General features: G+C 35.4%; 15 protein-coding genes. 10 read left to right on the forward strand and 5 right to left on the reverse strand.

Going from position 1 to position 21,570, the window contains the following annotated elements:
- Window positions 1-584: 584 nt before the first annotated feature.
- Window positions 585-1,778 (reverse strand): sensor histidine kinase, encoded by a 1,194-nt coding sequence (locus tag DMC01_RS04650; protein ID WP_142693131.1) that lies wholly within the window; start codon window positions 1,776-1,778, stop codon window positions 585-587.
- Window positions 1,765-2,436: a two-component system response regulator DccR gene (gene dccR, locus DMC01_RS04655; RefSeq protein ID WP_142693132.1), complete on the reverse strand. Its 672-nt coding sequence runs from the start codon at window positions 2,434-2,436 to the stop codon at window positions 1,765-1,767. The genes DMC01_RS04650 and dccR overlap by 14 nt, the downstream gene beginning before the upstream one ends.
- A gap of 266 nt (window positions 2,437-2,702) precedes the next feature.
- Here dccR and DMC01_RS04660 point away from each other — a divergent pair, with 266 nt between their 5' ends.
- The 5 genes from DMC01_RS04660 to DMC01_RS04680 all read left to right on the forward strand — a co-directional run bounded on the left by DMC01_RS04660 (window position 2,703) and on the right by DMC01_RS04680 (window position 8,547).
- Window positions 2,703-3,287, forward strand: a complete 585-nt coding sequence (locus DMC01_RS04660) for a bacteriohemerythrin (protein ID WP_142693133.1) — start codon at window positions 2,703-2,705, stop codon at window positions 3,285-3,287.
- Window positions 3,288-3,479: 192 nt separating this feature from the next.
- Complete coding sequence (locus DMC01_RS04665) at window positions 3,480-4,340, forward strand: metal ABC transporter solute-binding protein, Zn/Mn family (RefSeq protein WP_142693134.1); 861 nt, start codon at window positions 3,480-3,482, stop codon at window positions 4,338-4,340.
- A gap of 696 nt (window positions 4,341-5,036) precedes the next feature.
- Window positions 5,037-6,404 (forward strand): metal ABC transporter solute-binding protein, Zn/Mn family, encoded by a 1,368-nt coding sequence (locus tag DMC01_RS04670; RefSeq protein WP_142693135.1) that lies wholly within the window; start codon window positions 5,037-5,039, stop codon window positions 6,402-6,404.
- Window positions 6,401-7,810, forward strand: a complete 1,410-nt coding sequence (locus tag DMC01_RS04675) for a nickel/cobalt transporter (RefSeq protein ID WP_142693136.1) — start codon at window positions 6,401-6,403, stop codon at window positions 7,808-7,810. Before DMC01_RS04670 ends, DMC01_RS04675 begins: the two co-directional genes overlap by 4 nt.
- On the forward strand, window positions 7,771-8,547 hold the full coding sequence (locus DMC01_RS04680; protein WP_427846092.1) for a metal ABC transporter ATP-binding protein: 777 nt from the start codon (window positions 7,771-7,773) through the stop codon (window positions 8,545-8,547). Before DMC01_RS04675 ends, DMC01_RS04680 begins: the two co-directional genes overlap by 40 nt.
- Here DMC01_RS04680 and DMC01_RS04685 read toward each other — a convergent pair.
- A complete protein-coding gene (locus DMC01_RS04685; RefSeq protein WP_142693137.1) occupies window positions 8,530-9,066 on the reverse strand; it encodes an isochorismatase family protein in 537 nt (178 codons plus the stop codon). The genes DMC01_RS04680 and DMC01_RS04685 overlap by 18 nt on opposite strands.
- Before the next feature lie 428 nt (window positions 9,067-9,494).
- On the reverse strand, window positions 9,495-9,659 hold the full coding sequence (locus DMC01_RS13245) for a hypothetical protein (RefSeq protein WP_185908702.1): 165 nt from the start codon (window positions 9,657-9,659) through the stop codon (window positions 9,495-9,497).
- 766 nt (window positions 9,660-10,425) lie between these two features.
- Between DMC01_RS13245 and DMC01_RS04690 the strand changes: the two genes are divergently transcribed.
- Both DMC01_RS04690 and DMC01_RS15830 read left to right on the forward strand, forming a co-directional pair.
- The gene (locus tag DMC01_RS04690; RefSeq protein ID WP_142693138.1) at window positions 10,426-11,232 is read left to right on the forward strand and encodes a metal ABC transporter permease; all 807 of its coding nucleotides are present in this window, start codon (window positions 10,426-10,428) and stop codon (window positions 11,230-11,232) included.
- A 103-nt stretch (window positions 11,233-11,335) separates the two neighbouring features.
- The gene (locus DMC01_RS15830) at window positions 11,336-11,470 is read left to right on the forward strand and encodes a hypothetical protein (RefSeq protein ID WP_282432252.1); all 135 of its coding nucleotides are present in this window, start codon (window positions 11,336-11,338) and stop codon (window positions 11,468-11,470) included.
- A 692-nt stretch (window positions 11,471-12,162) separates the two neighbouring features.
- On the opposite strand, the gene DMC01_RS15835 is transcribed toward DMC01_RS15830, so the two are convergent.
- Window positions 12,163-14,229, reverse strand: coding sequence for a methyl-accepting chemotaxis protein (locus tag DMC01_RS15835; RefSeq protein WP_142693139.1), 2,067 nt, complete (start codon window positions 14,227-14,229; stop codon window positions 12,163-12,165).
- 1,954 nt (window positions 14,230-16,183) lie between these two features.
- Between DMC01_RS15835 and DMC01_RS04700 the strand changes: the two genes are divergently transcribed.
- The 3 genes from DMC01_RS04700 (at window position 16,184) to DMC01_RS04710 (ending at window position 20,857) form a co-directional block, all read left to right on the forward strand.
- Window positions 16,184-17,968: a flagellin gene (locus DMC01_RS04700; protein WP_142693140.1), complete on the forward strand. Its 1,785-nt coding sequence runs from the start codon at window positions 16,184-16,186 to the stop codon at window positions 17,966-17,968.
- A 632-nt stretch (window positions 17,969-18,600) separates the two neighbouring features.
- Window positions 18,601-20,310 (forward strand): flagellin, encoded by a 1,710-nt coding sequence (locus DMC01_RS04705; protein ID WP_142693141.1) that lies wholly within the window; start codon window positions 18,601-18,603, stop codon window positions 20,308-20,310.
- Window positions 20,311-20,584: 274 nt separating this feature from the next.
- Window positions 20,585-20,857 carry a hypothetical protein gene (locus DMC01_RS04710; RefSeq protein ID WP_142693142.1) on the forward strand — a complete coding sequence of 91 codons (273 nt, stop codon included), beginning with the start codon at window positions 20,585-20,587 and terminating at the stop codon, window positions 20,855-20,857.
- Window positions 20,858-21,570 lie beyond the last annotated feature (713 nt).

Here is a 21,570-nt window from a genome sequence, read left to right on the forward strand (position 1 = left end):
CTGCTCCTTTTCTAAAAAAGTATTTATTTTGTAATTTTTAGAAAAAAGCAAATTAAGAGGCTAAAATTCACGCCCTTTGTGTGAATTTTTTTGCTTTGTCGTTTTGAGGTGCTTTGTGTTGAATTTTATTTTGTCATTTTAAGATACTTTGCTTTGTTGGGCAGTTTCAAATTTTTTTAGGCTCTTTTTCAAAAAGTGTTGATTAAAGTATTGATTTTATACAAAATACCATATTTATCATTCTAAGCCTATGCCAAGAATTCACGCATTTATGGAAAAATGCCTTGAATTTATAGCCTCTTCGCCCCAAGCTTAAAATAATAACTCAATACTTTTTTGTAAAAGAGCTTTTTTGCAAAAAAGATCTTCACTAAGTAACAACAAATAAATTGTTTTCTTTAAAATTCAAAGCCTATGAAAAAAATTAGCAAAAAAGGATTTAAAATTCAAAGTCCTTGAAAAAAGTTAGCAAAAAAGGATTTCACAGTAAAAAGCCTTAAAAAAGCTTAAAAAATTTGCTACTTCGATTTTTTAAAAAATCCCAAAAAATTTGCTATTTTCAGCTTTTAAAAAAGTCAAAAAATTCACCATCTTAAAATAAACTCGCTGCCCTCGCCTGGTTTTGATCTACAACTAAGTTTTATCTTGTATTCCTCACAAATGCTTTTAACTAAACTTAAACCTATACCAAAGCCTCCTTGATCCTTATTAAAGCGAGCATAGCGATCAAAGATCTTGTTTAGATTTTTTTCCTCTATGCCGTAGCCACTGTCTTTGATACTTAGGGTGTTCTCATCAAGGCTAACTGTGATCTTTCCTTCTTTTTTGTTGTATTTTATGGCATTGCTGATGAGATTATCAAGCATTTTATTTATCTTACTTTTATTTGCCATTAAGCTTGTCTCGCCTTTTAAATTCACAACTACACTTAGCTTTTTTTGCTCAAAAAAAAGCCTAAAATACTCCAATCTCTCAGCTACAAGCTCTTTGAGTATGATCTTTTCTTCTTCTTTTGAAACTGTGTTAGGAAAGGTGAAAAAGATTAGATCTGAGTAGGTTTGAGATAGGGTCTTTGAGGCAAGTTTCATTCTTGTAAATTTCGTTTTATCAATGCCTTCTTGATCTTCAAGCTGTTCTATGCTAAGCAAAATAACACTTAGGGGGGTATTTATCTCGTGGGTGAAGTCTTTGATGAAAGAATTTAGCATTGAGATCTTATTAGCAAGGGGTTTTAAAGCTATTTTAACAAGCAAATAGGCTATCAAGGCTATGGCAAAAAAGCTAAAAAGTGCGTAAAGTAGCACCCTTAAACGAATGAAAAAAAGCTCCTTACTTAGATCCTCTCCTTGAATGATCGTTCTTAAAGCCCCCCCACTTCCTAGCTCCTCATCCTCATCTTTTCCAAGAAAAAAGGCTGAGCTTTTCATAATCCTTGTATAAAAGGCTACTCCCTTATAAATTTCTCTGCTTGTATCTAGCTTTGAAGGCAAAAAATCCAAGCTAGAACAAAGGGTTGAGTTTTTTTCATCTATGATGGCAAATTTTATGCTTGAAACCGAGCTTATATTATCACAAGCTTGATTTATGGGTGTATATTGAGAGTTTAATATGCTTAGAACTATTGTTCTGTGCTCATCTTTAAGCCTAGCCGTTTTTTCAAACAAAAGCTCATCATAAAGCTTATCATAATAGATCCAAAACAGTAAGGCTAAAAAAAGCCCTGTGGTGCTTAAATAAAGAACTAAGATCCACCTACTAACCCAACTAGCCTCTGACATAGCAGTATCCTCTGCTCCTTTGATTAAGTATGGTGTCTTTTCCTAGAATCTTTCTTAAATTCTTTACATATACCCTTAAACTAAGCTCACTAGGCTCCTCATCATAGTCCCAAAGCTCATCAAAGATCCTTTGAGTGCTTATGAATTTATTTTTATTTTGTAAGAATAAAACAAGAAGCTTGATCTCCTTTTGAGGAAGGGTGATGGCGTTCTTATCTTTGTATAAAATTTGAGAATTTAAGGCAAATTTAAAGCCATTTCCAAGATCCTCAAAGTCCTCATTTTTGTGAGTAAAGGATCTTTTTAAGAGATTTTCAATCCTCAAAGAAAGCTCACTTAGCTCAAAGGGCTTTTTTATGTAATCATCACAGCCCACCTCAAAGCCCTCTTTGAGATCATCTGTGGTATTTAGGGAGGTTAAAAAGATAGCAGGGGTGTTTTTACCACTTTGACGAAGCTCTTTAAGCAAGGAAAAGCCGTCTCCAAGTGGAAGCTTGACATCTAAAATCCAAAGATTAAAATTTTTTTCATAAGCTAGATCAAGTGCTGTTTTGGCATCACTTGCTAAACTTAGCTCATAGCCTTGAGAAAGAAGATGCTCTTCTATGATCTCGCTTAAATTTATATCATCTTCAACCAAAAGAATTTTACTAGCCATTTTTTATCCTTTGAATTTTTATCTTTTTTAAACTGCTTTTAAAGGGTCTTTGAATTTAATTCTTTTTTAAAAATGCCTTTTAAAGAAAAATTTATTTTATCACATAAGTTTACAGTTTTAAGTTAAAAAACCAAACAAGTTTTATGAACCAATAAGATTTTATTAAAAAAGGGCTAAATTTTTGTTATTTTATTATTAAAAAATTCACAAGAATTTATATTATAATATCTTTTTTAAAATTCACTTTATAAAATTAGGGCTAAGATATGTTACCAAAATGGGATGATAGTTACAGCGTTCATAATGCAAAGGTAGACGCTCAACACAAAGAGCTTTTTAGGCTTGCAGCTGAGATGGAAGCCATTTTTGATAGACCCACAAGCCGTGCAAAGGTAAAAGAGCTTTTAACAGGCTTTTTTAATTATATGAAAATTCATTTTGATGATGAGGAAAGGTATATGGAGGAAATAGGCTATCCAGATCTTGATCATCATAAAAAAGCACACGGTGAGATCATTGCAAGTATGATTAGGCTTATAAAAAGTATCAAAACAACAAATGATCTCAAAGAAAGGCTTTACATAGTAGCCAAAAGCTGGCTTTTAGAGCATATTTTGTATGAGGATATGAAGGTTGCTAAGTTTAGAAATGAAGGGCTGCAAGGGGATGAGATCTTTGACTTTGAGGATTTTGGAGGCAAGGATGAGGAGCTTGTGAGTTATTATTATACTTGCAAATGCATAGGAAAGATCCACGATCTGCCCCTTAAAATTCACAACAAGCTTCAAGAAGGTGGCAGCTTACAATGCAAAAACTGCAAAACAAATATACAGTTTTATAAACTAAGTTAAATTGTGTTTTCAAAGCTCTGCGGTCTTTAAAAAACGCTTAAAGTGGGGGACACCCCCGCAACGCCCTCATTAATGTAACAAATTTACACAGTTTTTTTAAGTAATTTTTCTTACATTTTCAATTTACACATTTTGTGATTTTTCTTAGGTTATAATTTCAACGATTTAAAATTCCACCAAGAAGGATCCAAAATGAAGTTATTTCTTACGCTCTCGCTTTTGCTTGTTGCGGCCTTTGCCAAGCCGCTTGTTTCTGTTAGCATACCTCCCACTAAGTATCTAGTGCAAAAGATCGCAGGTGATACAGTTGAGATCAATGTCATCATACCCTCAGGCACAGATGAACACAGCATTGACTTTAAGCCAGCCACTATGAAGCAGCTTGAAAAAAGCGATCTTTACTTCACAGTTGGGCTTGAAATAGAAAAGGTTTTTGAGGATAAATTTAAAAAGATCTTCAAAAAAGTAACTGTTGTAGATACAGGCAAGGGTTTAAGAACCCTAGAAGATATGCACTCACACGACGATCACGGACATGGACACGGACATCACGGACATGATGATCATGATGATGAAGAAAGCAAGGATCCTCACATTTGGTTTGATCCTGTTTTAGCTAAAGCACAAGCTGAGATAATAGCCAAGGCCTTAATAGCAAAATACGCTAAAAACAAGGATCTTTATGAGGCAAATTTAGCCACGCTTCAAGCAGAGCTAGATACCCTTCACAAAGAGCTTACAAACACACTTAAAAAGGCAAAAAACAAGAAATTCATCATATATCATCCAAGCCTTGCTTATTTTGCTGCTAGATATAAGCTTACCCAGCTTACAGTTGAGATAGAGGGTAAGGAGCCAAAGGCAAAGGACTTAGAAAAGCTAATAAGCACAGCAAAGAAGGAAAAGATTAAGATCGTTCTAGTTCAAAAGGGCTTTTCTCAAGGAGCAGCAAAGACCCTTGCCGATGAGTTAAAGGCAAAGGTGCTTGAAATAGATAATTTAAATGAGAATTTTGGCGAGGAATTACTTAAGATCGCTAAAATTCTAAGCTAGAAATTTAGCAAAATACTTGGCCTTGCAAAGTTAAACTTGCAAGGCTTGGTTTATTTGAGTTTTTAATAAACTGTTTTGATAGGCTATTTTTAAAGTATAATGAGTTTAGAGAAAGTATCACAGTTGTCGCTTTGAAGCGACAAATAGAAGCATTTTAGCAAGTAAATGCTATAGCTTGAAAGCAGAGTATAAAAATTCACGCAAGGATCTGAATTCTTTGACTTTCTTCGACTTTTTGTAAAGGGCTCAAAAAAACAAAGCGATACTTTTTTAAATAGCCCTTTGATAAGATTTTGTATGAATTTTAGATATAAAAGTAGCCTTTATAAAACTATGAAATCTAAATTCAATCAGCCTGTAAATTTAGGCATCTTTAAAGTTGTTTCTTAAAGGTTTAAATTCAAAGATCTTTAAAATGTTTTGTTTAAAGTCTAAATTTAAGAGGCTTTGAATTTAAACTGCTGTATGGCTGAATTTAAATTTAGCATTTATAAATTTTGCCAAGAATTTGTTTAAGCTTTAAGCTAAATTTAAGCCACTTTTTGTTTTAAAAGCAAAGTTTAAATTCAAAAGAAAGGCTTAAATTAATTAAGCCTTAAATTCAAAAGAAAGGCTTAAATTCAACAAGATCTTAAATTGCAACAAAGTTTTGTTTATAAAAGCACAGTTTATTAAAAACTCACCAAAGGATCCAAGATGAAATTCCTACTTACTCTTAGCTTTTTGTTTGTGCTAGCCTTTTCTAAGCCCCTAGTCTTTGTTAGCATAGAGCCTCAAAAATACCTTGTGGAAAAAATAGCAAATGATACTGTTGAGATCAAGGTCCTCATAAGTGAAGATCTAGATGCACACAGTATTGATTTTAAGCCAGCTACTATGAAGCAGCTTGCAAAAAGTGATCTTTATTTTATGCTTGGGCTTGAGTTTGAAAAGCCTATGCTTTATAAGTTTAAAAAGCTTTTAAAGAATTTAGAGCTTGTAGATACAAGAGAGGGCATAAAGCCTCTTTATACCACAGCCAGCGATCTTTATGAAGCTCACAGCCACGAAGGACACTCTCACAACCCACCTGCTGTCTTTAAAAAAGATCAAGTAAAAGATAGGGCTTTAAGCGATTATGAGGGCGAGTTTAAAAGCGTATATCCTCTTTTAAAAAATGGCTCCTTGGATGAGGTCTTTTATTATAAGGCTTTAAATACCGACAAAAGCGCCAAAGAGCTTAAGGATTATTATGAGCTTGGCTATAAAAGCGACATTGATAAGATCATCATTAAAGATGGCACTATGAGCTTTATAATAGGCAAGGAGAAATTCAGCGCAAACTATGCGTATAAGGGCTTTGAGTATTTTACATATAAAAGTGGCAAAAATGGGGTTCGCTACCAGTTTGAAAACACAGATAAAAACTCAAAGGCTTTTAAATTCATCCAGTTTAGCGATCATAACATAGCACCTACAAAGACCTCTCACTTTCACCTCTTTTTTGGAAATGAAGGCTTTGAGAAACTTAATGAAGAGATGATAAATTGGCCTACCTTTTATCTAAGCTCTATCAAAAAGGCTGAGATCATTGAGGATCTAATAGCACATAGCGAGCTTGGAAATGATCCCCATATTTGGCTTGATCCCATCTTGCTTAAAGCCCAAGCAAACACTGTTGCAAAAGCCTTAATAGCAAAATATCCTCAAAACAAGGATCTTTATGAGACAAACTTAGCCACACTTCAAAACGAGCTAGACACCCTTCACAAAGAGCTTACAAACATACTAAAAAAGGCAAAAAGCAAGAAATTCATAAGCACTCATCTTGCTTATTTTGCCGCTCGTTATAAACTCATTCAAGTTCCTGTTGAGATTGAAGCTAAGAGATTAAGGGCAAGGGATATAAAGAATCTTAGTGAATTTGCAAGAAAAGAAAAGGCTCAAACCATCTTTGTTGGGACAGACTTTGATCAAAATATAGCCAAGCTCCTTGCTACTGAGTTTAAGATTATGCAGCTAGATTATCTAAGTGGGGATTATGCTAATACCCTAAGAGAAATAGCAAGAAAGATAGCCAAGTGAAAGCCTTGCTTACTCTTTTATTTTTTTGTCTAAGCTCTTATGCTTGCGCTCTTTGTGCTGCTTATACTCCAACAACTCACATAGATCTAAGCTTTAAAGAAAGTGGGGGGCAGATCACAAACATAGGCTTTAAATGGAGCTTTTCAAAGGAATTTAATGAGATCTTGGTGCAAAATTACGACACAAATGCAAACAACAAAATAGATCAAAAAGAATTAGTTTTAATCAAGGCTGCCCTCTTAGGCTATGTCTTGCCCAAAAAGCAACTTACTAAGATCCTAGTTCAAGATGAGGATAGCTTAAAACAAAGCGATTTTAAGCTTGGTGCTTATGAGCTTTTTTTAGAAGAAGAAGGACTTATTTATCAATATGAACTTGAAGTAAATATCAATGCTACTGAGAGATTTGCCCTTAAAATAGAAGATGAGGATGGCTTTTTTTCTTTTTTCTTCTTAGAGCCTAAGCCCTTTTTGCTCGAAGATAAAGGCTATTTGGTAGGAAATTTAAATGCAAATACCATAGTCTTTGGCAAAGAAAGCACCCTTGCAATACAAGAGCTTGTGCCTCAGCAAGAAATTCAAGCTCAAAGCCCTTGGGAAGAGCTTTATCAAAAAGCCTTTGAGCTTAATCTCAAATTTAACGCTCTAATTAAAGAATACATAGCAAAAGATCAAAGCTTCATAGGCTTTTTAGCATTAATAGCACTAAGCTTTATTTACGGAGTCTTTCACGCTAGTGCCCCCGGACACGCAAAGCTTCTTACAAGCTCGTATTTTCTAGCACACAAAGGCTCTTACACAAAGGCTTTTAGCTTTGCCCTAAAAGTTGGCATAGTGCATATTTTAAGTGCCTTTTTGCTAGTAAGCACAGCCCTTCTTGTGCTTAAAATAGTAGTTCAAAGCCTTGCAAATGATGCAAATATCATCATAACTCAAATTTCAAGCCTCTTAATCATCTTTGTAGCCTTGTTTTTGTTAAGCAAAAAGATCCTAAATGTCCATTCTCAAGAATGCTCTTGTGCTTCTTGTGTGAATTTAGCCACGGTTACAACTAACAACAACATAGCCATAAAGCCACATCAAGCTAATTTTACAGCAACTAACTTCAAAGAGGCTAAAATTTCTGAGTTTGCTGTGATCTTAGCTGCTGGGATAGTGCCTTGTCCTACTATGGTGCTTGTTTTCTTACTAGCATATGAGCTTAGCTTTTTAACAGCCTTTTTTAGTGCCATTTTTATAGCACTTGGGATGAGCTTTGTGCTTTTTGTAACAGCATTAATATCGCATAAAATTCGCCTTAGCGTAAAAACACAAAGGCTTTCTAGGATCTTAGAATATTTTGCCCTAAGCTTTATGTTAGCACTTGGATGCTTTATCTTTATGAATGCAAAAACGGGGGTATTTTGATGCAGCTTTTACACATAGAGGGCTTGAATTTTTCCTATGATAAGGATCCTGTGCTTACAAATATCAACCTAGACTATGATAACAAGGACTTTTTAGGACTTATAGGACCAAATGGAGGCGGTAAATCCACCCTTTTAAGACTGATCCTAGGACTACATAAAAGCAATAATGTGCATCTAGCAATAGCAAAACAAAAGATAGGCTATGTCCCACAAAGCATAATGGCAAATGAAAATTTTCCAATTTGCACCTTAGAGCTTGTCCTAATGGGGCTTTTAGATGGGAAAAAATTTGGCTTTTACTCTAAAGCAGAAAAAAAGCTTGCCCTTGATACCCTTGAAAAAGTAGGTTTGAGTGAATTTGCAAAGCAAAAAATCAGCGAGCTAAGTGGAGGACAAAGGCAAAAAGCCTTCATAGCAAGAGCCTTAGTTTCTAACTGTAAGCTTTTGATCCTAGATGAGCCAACTGCGAGTTTGGATTCAAAAAATTCTGTGGCTGTTTTTGAGCTTTTAACGAGCTTACACAAAGAAGGAACAGGAATCATAACAGTTTGCCATGATATAAACTTAATCCTAGCCTATGCAGACAAGATAGCCTATGTAAACAAAGAATTGATCTTGCATGATAATGACAAGGAAAAATCAAGCCTCATAGCCCATCTAAACGAAAGCCACAAGCATTTTTGTGCTGTTGAGATGGGCAAGCAAAGCTGCGGATGCCTACTTCACCAGACTTGAAATTTCTTTGAATTTCTCGTGCTGCTTATCTTGCAAGAGATTAAACAAAACGCTTTCTGTTGGCAAAACAGCCACCTTCAAGGAGCGGAAAAAGTCTAAGGCCAAAAGATAGTTTTTTTCATTTCTTGATCCCACAGCATCTCCTGCTACTATGCATTTATAGCCTAGTTTAACTGCTTGAAGCACGGTTTGAAGCACACAAACATGAGTTTCTATGCCAAAAAGCACCAAGTGCTTGCAAGATGTTTTTTTGATGAATTTTTTCATCTCTGAGTTTCCAAAGATACCAAAGCTTGTTTTTTCAAGCACCTTTGCATTTGTGGGTGCTTTGATCTCACTGTGAGTTACTCCCAAGCCCCTTGTGTATTGCTCACTTATTAGTATTTTAGCACCTAGAATTTCAGCACCACCAAGCAAGATGTTAGAATTTTTTACCACCTCGTCCTTGTTAGAAATAAGTGGCAAGAGCTTTTCTTGAATGTCTATGCACACAAACAAACTATCATCAACCTTAAACATTGTAGCCTCCTTTTTTGCCTTGAATTTTACACAAATTTTTGTCAATTTTAGCTTAAAAATTCACTCTTTTATCACAGTTAAGCACTTTTTAAAAGCATTTTAAGCCTAATTTAAATATCTTTAAAACTAGCTTAGTCAAAATTGTTTCAAAACTTCACATTTAATATCAAGTGCTTTTAAGATAAAAAATCAAGCCAAAATATACAAGGGTCTTTAAGCTTAGCATTTTTAAAACAGAGCCTTTGAATTTGGCTCAATTAAATTTAAGGCTCAAGACAACTTAAACGGATTTTGGCTTATCAACTTTAATAAATTTTGATGAGAATTTTGTTCTAAAATTTTTGTATTATGTTTAAATTCTATTTCTTTTAAATGAAGGATATTTTTTGAATTCCACGAAATTTAGCTAAACAAAACTTTGCAAACTTCTATTTACAGTTATAATAACACGAAGTAAAAATATTCACAAACTCGTTGATATGATTTTGCGAGTTTGCAAACTCATTTGCATTATATTTTACAAAATCTTGTGCCTTTGCCTTGCAAAGAAACAAGAGGCTTAACAAAGTAAAAACTTCTGCTACCAGCCCCACGTCCCCTTTTTTTCACGCCTCCTTTTTTCAATGTCCCCTTTTTCCACGTCCCCTTTTTCCACGACCTCTGTAAGCTGCTTCTACTACGCAGTTACGAAAGAAACAAAAAATAGCTCTCATTAATTTCAAGTGCTCATTTTCTAAAGAAACTTCGTTTTGCTGATTTTTCACTCTCTTTTGCAATTAAAATTCAAAGTTCTTACAAAATTCTATTAACACAAGCACGAGTTATTTTACAAAATTCAACAATTTTTCGCCCTTAAATCGAGGGCTTTTGCAAAGTAAGGAGCGGAAGTTAAGTAGAAAAGATCTCAAATTTTACCTTGCCTTTGGCGAAATTTGCAAATGTATTTTTGTTTTTCATAGGACCTAACTTAAAAATCCTTTGATTTAAGCTTAATCTGGCATTTTTAAAATAGTGCCTTTGAATTTAAACAAGACTTTAAATAAAATTCTAAAAAGCCTTGCTTGTAAAAGACAAAATGCCCTCATTTAAAGATCTTTGATATAATTTCGCCTTGAAAACAAAGAAAATTCAAAGCATAGGGCTTTTTTATCCTCTTTTGATATGATAAAAACAAGCTTTAAGCAAACTAAGTTAATATCAAACTTGTTTTAACAGCTATCTAAGCTAATAAAGCCTAAATATAACTTAGACAAGTGCTTTAAAGGCGCTTTAAAAATTATTTAAAATAAACACTTTGGTTTTGACAAAGATTAATATCTTTAAAAAAGAATCATTTAAAAACTAAATTCAAGGCAAAAGATGTTAGACATTTTATCTTATTCTTTCTTTCAAAATGCCCTCTTAGGTGCCTTCTTAGTAAGCATTGCTTGTGGGATAATGGGCTCATTGATTATGATAAACCGCCTTTTTTCAATGGCTGGGGGCATCACGCACGCTGCTTTTGGGGGCATTGGCATAGCCTTTTATTTTTCACTTCCCATACTAGCTAGTGTTAGTTCTTTTACCCTACTTGTAGCCTTGTTAGTAGCCTGGCTTAGTCAAAATTATCCACATAGAAGCGATAGCATTATTGCTGTGATCTGGGCATTTGGGATGGCTTTTGGGCTTATATTAGTTGATCTTAGTGCTGGATATCAAAGCGACATTATGGCTTATTTGTTTGGCTCAATCCTAGCTGTTTCAAGTGCTGATCTTTGGCTTTTAATAATAGCCGATCTCGTTTTTATCTTGCTTGTTGCTTGTTTTTATAAACAGTTTGTAGCCATTAGCTTTGATAAAGAATTTGCAAGTTTAAGAGGGGTGGCTGTTGGCTTTTTTTATTATTTGCTGATTATTATGATGGCTTTTTGTATAGTTGTTTGCATCAGAGCTGTGGGGCTTATCTTGATCATAGCCCTTTTATCCGTGCCTTGCTTCATAGCAGAAGCTTGCACCAAAAGGCTTTGGGCTATGATGATCATAGCTTGTGTGTTGAGTGCTATCTTTTGCATTTCGGGGCTTTTTTTAAGCTATGTTTTAAATTTAAGCGGCTCAGCTAGCATCATCATAGTAGCTTGTCTTGGATTTTTTCTAACCGTGCTTGGAAAAAAGCTCTTTGAGAGCTGATTTAACTTGCTAGTTTAAACTCTTGAATTCTTTTTAAAAGGTATCTATTTAAAAAAGTGTTAATTATCTAAGCTTAAAGCTAGGAGATCAAAAAGGTAACTTTTTGCATTTAAAAAGACACGAAGTAAAGCTCACAACTTCAAGGCATTTTCTCATAAATAGACACTGCCTTTTAAACTCATCCTTTAAATTCAAGCTAACTAAATTCAAAAAGCCAAAATTCAAGCAGTTGAATTAAAGCCACTTAAATTCAAAGAAGTAAAATTCAAGCAAGTTAAATTTAAATAACTAAAATCTAAGCAAGTTAAATTCAAACCACCATATCCAAAATAAAGATTAAAAACATATAAACATTCAAGCCAAAACTCAAACTCAGCAAGCCATTTAAATTCATAAAGTCCTTAAATTCAAGCCAACTCAACAAAAACTAGCTAAGATAAAAACTCAAAAAAGCCCCAAAAACCATCCTTAAAGCTAGTTTCAAGCCTAACTCAAAAAAAGCCAAGCTTAAAACTCAAGCCAAATTCAAGCTTTGCTCCAAAAAGTCCCTTCAAAAAAGCCTACCGAATTTCAACTCTAAGTAAGTAAGCCAAATTTCAAGCCCACTTCAAAAAATTCAAGCTTTCAAGCCTTTAAAATTTAAAAAATTCAAAAAATCCCATCTAGTTTCAAGCCAGACTAACTTCACAAGTAGCCAAATTTCAAGCCCAGCTTAAAACTCAAGCCAAATTCAAGCTATACTTAAGCCCAGCCCCAAAAAGCCCCCTTCAAAAAAAGCTGGGCAAGTAAGCCAAATTTTAAGCCAAGCCCAAACAACTAAGCTAGACTTCAAGCCAGACTAACTTCACAAGTAGCCAAATTTCAAGCCCAGCTTAAAATCAAGCTTCAAGCCACAAAAGATAAATTTAAAGCTTAAACACTCAAAACACCTTAAAATTTCTTCTTCTTCACATCATCATAGATATTCTTAGCTATTGAGGCTACGCTTTGAGATACCACGAAGGAATTATCAGCTATTTCTACATTGCCTTGAGTGATGGATTCTATCTTTGCAACGCTATCATTTATGTTGGTTATTCCTTCGGTTTGCTCTTTAATGCTTTCTGCCATATCATTTATACTTTGAACGAGCAAGTTGGTATTTGCTTCTATCTCGCTTAAAGATTTTTGTGTTCTTTCAGCTAGCTTTCTAACCTCATCTGCTACCACAGCAAAGCCACGTCCATGCTCACCTGCCCTTGCTGCTTCTATGGCTGCATTTAAAGCTAAAAGATTTATTTGATCGGCTATGTCGCCAATTATACCTGTTACATTTTTTATCTCCTCACTTTGAGCTATAACTTCTGTTGTCTTTGTGGAGACATTTTGCATAGAGGAGGTGATTTCTTCAAGGGCTGCTGCTGTGTCTTCAAGGGAGTGTGCTTGAGAATTTGAGCTTTCTTTTAAATTTGCCACTGCTTCTTGAAGCTTTGAGCTTTCAGTATTTAATGCGTCAGCAAACTCAGCCGAGGTTTTAAGCATCTTTACTATTTCCTCGCCTAAGGTATTTGTAACTTGCTCCACCCTACCCTTTGCATTGGCTACTTTGGTGCTAAAATCAAGCCTTGTGAAGCTATCAAATACACGGTTTAGCTCAGGTAGATCATGTCCTACAGCGGTGCAAAGTAATTCTAAAAGCTCGTTGATTGATTCTTTTAAAGAATTAAGACGAGGATTTGAGCCTACTGTTGTGATCCTCTTTGTAGCGTGTCCGTCTTTGGCGAAATTTATAGCGTCCATTGCCTCTTGGACAAGTCTTGTGTCTTTTTCTACATTTGCTTCTATCATCTTGATGCTAGAATTTGTAGCAGCTGCTATGTGTCCTATCTCATCATTTGCCCTTGGAGTTAGCACAGGTGGAGGGGTCTTTGTCTTATAAGATATGAAATCAAAGAATTTATTGAGGTGATTTGAGATATTTTGCATCCTTATAACCACTTGTAATTTTATGTAGAAAAACACAAAAAGCACTATGACTATGGCAAAGATAACAGCACAAGTTATGATAACAGTTGTTTGCTTTGCCACAGGTGCGATGATGGAGTTATAAGGAGCGGCTATGCCTATGGCAAAGTAGCCCATAGAGCCTATGTTGAAATTCGTTACTCCAAAGAAGGCTTTTTTACCTGTGAGGGTTACATAGTCGAAATTTCCATCTTTTTTGTTGTAGATATTACTTAGTATTACATCCACAGTGGGATCAGTATTTACTTCTTTAAAGCTTTTGCCTATGACAGTTTTATTAGGATGTACCATTAAAAGCCCATCGTTTGATAGCATTATGCGGTAGTCATCCTCAAAGACAGAGTATTGATCTGATAAGATAAACTCCCCAAGCCCTACCATATCCACAAAGGTTCCTGTGATGCCGGCTATGTTTTTATTTGTATCATAGATAGGATAGACTATGAAAAAGCCAAAGCTTTCCTTGCCATCTAATACTCTTTTTACAGGATCCCCTACAATCGCTCTTTTTGCAGCAAGGACCTTTTCATAGCCAGTTTTTGGCAAAAACTCCTCTTTAAGCTCCATCTCAACACCCCTGCCATCCTTTTGTAAAAAATGCACAAAGTACTCCCCACTTGGCAGCTTATACTTTGAGTTTTCAGCGATTAAGCTAGCATCTTTCATATACACATAGCCATAAATGCCATATTCATTAGCCAAAAGCGTGGTGGATAGCTCATCTACTATGAGTTGTTCGTTTTGTCCTTTGCGTTGTATGTAATGATCAATGTTGGATGATAATATATCCATAGAGGTGATCACCTCTTGTACATAGACCTGAGCGGTAGCTGCCATTCTTGATGAGGAATTATCAAGTAATTTATGAGCCTCTGTCATTTGAATGTCGCGTGAGACATTCACCAAAACCACCACCAAAATAACAAAGCCTATCACAAAGACCGAGCCTATGATAAGAGCGATCTTTGTCCCTAAACTTAGATTTTTCAACATAGCTTCTCCTTTAATCTTTATCAAATTATACCTTAGAAATCGTCAAAAAAAAAAAAATCTTTATAAATTTCTAAGCACTTGTATAAAATAGTTTCTCTTTTGATCTTGTCTTTTCATCACTTTTTACTCATTCATCTCTCTTTCCTCAAAAAGTATCAAAGTCATTTTAAGCGAGGCGAAAAATCTCAAAAAAAAGATTCTTCGCCTCGTGCTACGCACCTCGCTCAGAATGACAATACTGTTTGTCATATCAGGCGTTGCGAAAAATCTCAAAAATTCAAAGAGATATTTCGTTTTCTGCGAAAACTCAATATGACAATACTGCTTGTGATACTAAGCGTTGTGAAGTATCTTTAAATTTAAAAAGAGATATTTCGGTCGTTTCACTCCCTCAATATGACAAGGTTCTGAATGAGCTTTGATATACTAAAAAAACTTTGTTAAAAGCTTTGTTTGTCTTAATATATATAAGTCTTGATATATGATGTCTTAACATAGAGAATTCATTTCGATCATTTTAAACATTGCGAAAAATCTCAAAAAAGAGATTCTTCGCTTCGTGCTAAGCACCTCGCGCAAAATGACAATACTGCTTTTCATATTGATTGAAACCAAGAATGAACGAAGTTATAAAGAAATACCTTGAATTTAATGCCTTCTTCGCCCATAAACTCGCCAAATAACAAATCAACATTTTTTTTAAAGCCTTTATGAATTTTAAATAAATTCCAAATTTTAAAAAACTACACTAAAAAACCACATTAAAAGATTACATTAAAAAACCACATCAAAAAAGTGTTTTAAAATCTCATCGCAAACAAGGCCTTTGGCTGTAAATAAGTGCTAGGATCTAAAAGCAAGGAAGTTTTGCCTTGTGTTTGCAATGTAGTGCTTTAGCTCTTGTGCTAGGATATAAAAAGCTTCTTCGCTTTGTTTTTGCACTTTCTTCTTGCAAGACTCACATTACAAAGTAAAATTCACAAAATAAATTCACAACACAGTTTAAATTATTCAAAAAACATTTTAAATTCTTTCCTCACTAAGCCTTGTAAGTATTTAAATTTAAGTTCTCGTTGCGAGTAGGATTTTTAGCATTAGAGGTTTAAATTCTTATATTTATTTAGTCATTATTTATCCATTATTTATCCACAAAAGCATTTTTAAAAAAAATACAAACTTAATGCCCTTAAAAATATCTTTTAAAATTCAAAGCTCCTTGAATTTAAAATTCACAAAAACCCTTTATTTCTCCACAAAAGCATTTTTAAAAAAAATACAAACTTAATGCCCTTAAAAATATCTTTTAAAATTCAAAGCTCCTTGAATTTAAAATTCACAAAAACCCTTTATTTCTCCACAAAAGCATTTTTAAAAAAAATACAAACTTAATGCCCTTAAAAATATCTTTTAAAATTCAAAGCTCCTTGAATTTAAAATTCACAAAAACCCTTTATTTCTCCACAAAAGCATTTTTAAAAAAAATACAAACTTAATGCCCTTAAAAATATCTTTTAAAATTCAAGCTTAAAACTTAATTTTAAAAATTCACAGTTAAGCCCAGCCTTGAATTTTAATTTTTTCAAAAAAATTCACAAAAGACTATGAGAAAGTTTCAAATCTTAGATTTATTTAGTCATTATTTATCCATTATTTATCCACAAAAGCGTTTTTCACAAAACGACAGGCTTAACACCCACAAAACTGTTTTAAAAAAATGACAAGCTTAACACCCACAAAAGCGTTTTAAAATAAATGACAAGCTTAATACCCTTAAAAATATCTTTTAAATTCAAGCTTGAAACTTAATTTTAAAAAATTCACAGTTAAGCCCAGCCTTGAATTTTAATTTTTTCAAAAAAATTCACAAAAGACTATAAAGTTTTTAAAAAAGCTAACGATTTAGTCTTTAACAACGGCAAGGATTGTCGTTGAATTTCATTTGAAAGGATGCACGATGTCATTTCGTATTAACACAAACGTTGCCGCGTTAAACGGTATAGTTACAACAAATTTGAACTCCACAAATTTGAACGCGTCATTAGAAAGGCTTTCCTCAGGTATGAGGATCAACTCAGCAAAGGATGACCCCTCAGGTCTAGCCATCTCAGATCAGCTTAAAACTCAAGCATCAACTCTTGGCGAGGCTATTAACAATGGTAACATAGCCAACTCCCTTATGCTTACAGCTGACAAGGCTATGGATGAGCAAATCAAGATCCTTGATTCGATTAAAACCAAGGCCACAGCCGCAGCCCAAGACGGCCAAAGCTTAAAGACAAGAAATATGCTTCAAGCTGATATTAACCGTCTTATGGAGGAGCTTGACAACATAGCCAACACCACCTCCTTCAACGGCAAACAGCTTTTAAGTGGTGGGTTTTCAAACCAAGAGTTTCAAATCGGTGGCTCCTCAAATCAAACCGTTAAAGCTACCATCGGCTCAACCCAAAGCTCAAAGATAGGAGTTTCTCGCTTTGAAACAGGATCAAAGATCACAGCTGCTAATGTGGTCCAGCTTACCATTAAAAACTATAATGGTATTTCTGATTTTAAATTCAACGAGGTAAAGATCTCTTACAGCGTAAATACAGGACTTGGAGCCTTAGCCGAGGAGATTAATAGATCTGCTGATAAAACAGGGGTTCGTGCCTCTTACAATGTAACCACCACAGGTGTATGGGCCATCAAGGCTGGAAATACAAACGATAGCTTTGCTATCAATGGGGTAAGTATAGGTAGGGTGGATTATCAAGATAATGATTCCAACGGTGCCTTGGTATCTGCCATAAATGCGATCAAAGACACCACAGGGGTTGAAGCTAGCATAGATAGCTTTGGTCGCTTGTCCTTAACCTCTACCTCAGGAAGGGCCGTTTATATCTCAGGGCACATTGGTGCTGGTTCTGGTATAGCCTCTGCTCATTATTCTAACTTTGGACGACTTTCCTTGGTGAAAAATAACGGAACAGACATACTCTTATCAGGTGGTGCTGGTAGAGGCTTTGGCGTAAGTGGTGCTGGTATGGTAGGCTTTGGCGGTGCTTCGAGAGTGTCTCAATACTCCATGTCTTTAAGAGAGACAAAGAGCTTATTTAATGCCTATATTTCTGATGCCTTAGGTATGAATGGAGATAGATTTGGAAAGCATTTTGCTGGCTCTACTCAAGGATTTTCAGTGATCTTTGGAGCAGCAGGCGTATCGGCCTTGGTAGGCTTTGCTAAGTATGACGGAGTTAATTCCACTCCTGGCTTTTACAATTCCTTTGGACAACTTTTTGACAATCAATTTGTCTCCACAAGAAACCTTGGCGTTGCCACAGCAGGAGGTATCTTTCAAAACAATGCCTATGTAGCCTTTGCTAATAGCGTAGTGGTAGGAAGCTATGTGTATAACAGCGTTGGTGCAGCTAGCACTACAATCCAACTTGTAAATAATACAGCAGGCGTTACCACCCTCAAAGGTGCTATGGCGGTTATGGATGTGGCTGAAACAGCCATACTTAATCTAGATCAGATCCGTGCTGATATAGGTTCTGTGCAACAGCAAATAGAAAAGACCATAAACAACATCAGCACAACCCAGGTGAATTTAAAGGCTGCTGAGAGTGTTATTAGGGATGTTGACTTTGCAGCTGAGAGTGCAAACTACTCAAAGGCAAGCATACTTGCCCAAAGTGGTGCTTATGCACTAGCACAGTCAAATGCCTCAACCCAGTATGTTTTAAGACTTTTACAGTAGTCTTTTTACCACTTTGTCCTTGCCTCTTGGCAAGGACTCTCTATCTTAAATTCAAAGCTTTCTTAAATTTAAATTCAAAGCATTTTTATCTATCTTAAATTTAAAGCTTTCTTGTATCTTAAAAGTTTTTTATCTATCTTAAAATTCAAAGCACTTGTGTGTTGCATATAAGTTTAAATTGTATCTATCTTAAATTCAAAGTTTGCTTGTATATTCAAAGCCTTCTTGTGTTTTCTTGTATCTTAAAATCACTTGTATGTTGTATCTAAAATTAAAGCATTTTTATCTCTATTAAATTCAAAGCTTTCTTAAATTTAAATTCAAATCATTTTTATCTCTCTTAAATTCAAAGCCTTCTTGTATCTTTAAAGCATTTTTATCTATCTTAAATTCAAAGCCATATTTTTTTATATCTTAAATTTAAAACTTTTGCAAACTGTGTCTTAAAGCTTCTTGGCTCTCACTAAGCTTAATTTTTTATCAAAAACAGCCCTTATTCACTTTTAAATTTGTTTTGAATTTACAGTCTTTCAAGCACAAATCCTCTTAAAATGCCTATTTTAGCTAGATCATAAAACTTGGAACGGCTTTTGCTTAAATGGCTTTAAGCAATTATTTTGAAAGGATTTACTATGGGTTTAAGGATTAACACAAACATAGGTGCCTTAACGGCTCACAACAACAGCCTAACTACAAGTAGGGAGCTTGATGCTTCACTAGAAAGGCTTTCCTCAGGTATGAGAATCAACTCAGCAAAAGATGACGCTTCTGGTCTTGCAATAGCAGATCAGTTAAGAAGCCAGGCCACTACCTTAGGACAAGCCATCAACAACGGCAATGACGGACTTAGCATACTAGGAGTTGCTGACAAGGCTATGGATGAGCAAGTTAAAATACTTGATCAGATTAAGGTAAAAGCCACAGCCGCAGCCCAAGACGGCCAAAGTCTTAAAACAAGAAATATGCTTCAAGCTGATATTACCCGTCTTATGGAGGAGCTTGACAACATAGCAAACACCACTATCTTTAACGGCAAGCAGCTTCTAAGTGGGGGATTTATAAATCAAGAGTTTCAAATAGGCTCATCCTCAAACACCACTGTGAAAACAAGCATAGGACCAACTCAAAGCTCAAAAATAGGTGTAACACGCTTTGAAACAGGATCAAACATCACAGCTGCATCTGCTGTTAAGATGGTGATTAAAAACTACAACGGCATTGAGGACTTTGAATTTGCTGAAATTCCCATCTCTTACAGCGTAAATACTGGAATTGGAGCATTAGCAGAGGAGATAAACAGGGTTAGCGATAAAACAGGGGTTCGTGCGACCTATACAGTGCAAACTTACGGGGTTTATGAGATTAGAGCTAGCACCACAGGACCTGACTTTACTATAAATGGGGTTACCATAGGGCAAATAGAGTATCAAAATGCCGATATGAACGGCCAACTTGTCCAAGCGATCAACTCAGTAAAAGACACCACAGGGGTTGAAGCTGCAAAGGATGAAAACGGTAAATTGGTGCTTACAAGTAGAGACGGAAGGGGCATCTTCATAGAAGGAGACATAGGACCAGGCTCAGGCATAATAGGAGCTCAAAGATCAAATTTTGGAAGATTAAATCTCGTTAAAAACTCAGGTCAAGACATAGCCATCTCAGGCACAGGCATAACAGGCTTTCAAACAGGCAAATTCATAACCCAGCAAAGCATATCCTTAAGGGATACTAAGTCTAAGATCGAAGGAAACAAAGCCGATGCTTTGGGATTTTTTGCCTATCCGGGTGGGTCTAAGTATATACTAACCCACGCAAATCTAACGGCATATATGTCAGCAGCAGGATCTGGCTTTTCAGCAGGATCTGGCTACTCCATAGGAAGTGGGAATAATTACTCCACCTACCTACAAGATAAATTCGTCTTTGGCTACTCAAATGCCTATACTATCTCAGCAGGATCTGGCTTTTCGACAAATTCAGGTAGATCTCAGTTTGCTGCTTTGAAGGTGGGGAGTGCAAATCTTTTTGTAGCTGATCGCACCTCAGGTGTAACTACTCTTAAAGGTGCTATGGCGGTTATGGATGTGGTTGAAACGGCTATTTTAAATCTAGATCAGACCCGTGCTGACATAGGCTCAGCCCAGCAGCAAATTCAAGCCACCATAAACAACATAACAGTTACTCAGGTAAATGTAAAAGCAGCTGAAAGCACCATACGCGATGCTGACTTTGCAGCTGAGAGTGCGACTTTTTCTAAATACAACATACTAGCTCAAAGTGGCTCTTACGCACTAGCCCAAGCAAACACAGCCCAGCAGTATGTTTTAAGACTGCTTCAATAGTCGCTTGAAGCTTTACTTTTTTTAACTCCTTTAAACCCTTTAAACCCACAGCTTCCCCCTTTTATAAGGGGGGCTTGAATTTAGCCCTTTTTCTCTTTGTAAGTGAGGCTTGAATTTAGCCCTTGTTCTCTTTATAAGTGAGGCTTGAATTTAATTGTAGCTTTTTATAAGTGGGACTTAAATTTAGCCCTTTTCCCTTTATAGAGTGGCTTGAATTTAGCCCTTATAGCTTAAATTGAATTTTTAATGGCTTTATTTTAAACAAGCATTGATTTTGGATAAAATATTTGTTATTTCTGAGCGTAGCAAAGTATCTCAAGCCCTTTTTTGTCATACTGAGCTTTTGCAAAAAGCGAAGAAACTCGTAATTCAAAAAGAGATATTTTTTGCTTGGGCTACGACTTGCAACTCGCAGAGTTGCTACGCTCAAAATATAAGTAGAGATTTTTCGCTTTCTACGAAAGCTCAAAATGACAAGCAAAGAGATTTTTTTGCTTGGGCTACGTCTAAAAGCCCTGCTGAGTCGCTTCGCTCAAAATATAAGTAGAGATTTTTCGCTTTCTACGAAAGCTCAAAATGACAAGCAAAGAGATTTTTTTGCTTGGGCTACGCCTAAAAGCCCTGCTGAGTCGCTTCGCTTAGAATGACAAAATCCTTGCCATACTGAGCGAAAAAGCTCAAACCCTTTTTTGTCATACCAAGCGTGTGATAAGTATCTCAAGTCTCACATTGTCATACTGAGTTTTTGCAGAAAGCGAAGAAACTCGTAATTCAAAAAGAGATATTTTTTGCTTGGGCTACGTCTAAAAGCTCTGCTGAGTTGCTACGCTTAGAATGACAAAATCCTTGCCATACTAAGCGAAAAAGCTCAAACCCTTTTTTGTCATACTGAGCTTTTGCAAAAAGCGAAGTAACTTGTAATTCAAAAAGAGATATTTTTTGCTTATGCTATGTCTAAAAGTCCTGCTGAGTCGCTACGCTTAGAATGACAAATTACTTGCTAAGAAAACTCAATATAACAAAAATTCAAAAAGAGCTATTTCGCAAAGCTTAATATGACAAAGGACTGTGATATATTTTGGCTACATCTGAATACAACAACCATACTTTTGTCATTCTAAGAGAAGTAAAAAATTCACGCTAAAAGAAACCAAGAATGAACGAAGTTATTAAGAAATACCTTGAATTTAATGGATTCTTCGCCTTGCTATTGCAAGGCTTACATTTTATCTAAGCTAAATACTTTTTACAAAAATGAAA

It is taken from the genome of Campylobacter troglodytis (genome assembly GCF_006864425.1).
In the GTDB taxonomy this organism is placed as follows: Bacteria; Campylobacterota; Campylobacteria; order Campylobacterales; family Campylobacteraceae; genus Campylobacter_D; species Campylobacter_D troglodytis.

What these genes read in the sequence shown, in the direction of transcription:
- DMC01_RS04650 (WP_142693131.1), bottom strand. Translation starts at nt 1,778, where the DNA reads ATGTCAGAGGCTAGTTGGGTTAGTAGGTGGATCTTAGTTCTTTATTTA.
- dccR (WP_142693132.1), bottom strand. Translation starts at nt 2,436, where the DNA reads ATGGCTAGTAAAATTCTTTTGGTTGAAGATGATATAAATTTAAGCGAG.
- DMC01_RS04660 (WP_142693133.1), top strand. Translation starts at nt 2,703, where the DNA reads ATGTTACCAAAATGGGATGATAGTTACAGCGTTCATAATGCAAAGGTA.
- DMC01_RS04665 (WP_142693134.1), top strand. Translation starts at nt 3,480, where the DNA reads ATGAAGTTATTTCTTACGCTCTCGCTTTTGCTTGTTGCGGCCTTTGCC.
- DMC01_RS04670 (WP_142693135.1), top strand. Translation starts at nt 5,037, where the DNA reads ATGAAATTCCTACTTACTCTTAGCTTTTTGTTTGTGCTAGCCTTTTCT.
- DMC01_RS04680 (WP_427846092.1), top strand. Translation starts at nt 7,771, where the DNA reads ATGCTTTATCTTTATGAATGCAAAAACGGGGGTATTTTGATGCAGCTT.
- DMC01_RS04685 (WP_142693137.1), bottom strand. Translation starts at nt 9,066, where the DNA reads ATGTTTAAGGTTGATGATAGTTTGTTTGTGTGCATAGACATTCAAGAA.
- DMC01_RS04690 (WP_142693138.1), top strand. Translation starts at nt 10,426, where the DNA reads ATGTTAGACATTTTATCTTATTCTTTCTTTCAAAATGCCCTCTTAGGT.
- DMC01_RS15835 (WP_142693139.1), bottom strand. Translation starts at nt 14,229, where the DNA reads ATGTTGAAAAATCTAAGTTTAGGGACAAAGATCGCTCTTATCATAGGC.
- DMC01_RS04700 (WP_142693140.1), top strand. Translation starts at nt 16,184, where the DNA reads ATGTCATTTCGTATTAACACAAACGTTGCCGCGTTAAACGGTATAGTT.
- DMC01_RS04705 (WP_142693141.1), top strand. Translation starts at nt 18,601, where the DNA reads ATGGGTTTAAGGATTAACACAAACATAGGTGCCTTAACGGCTCACAAC.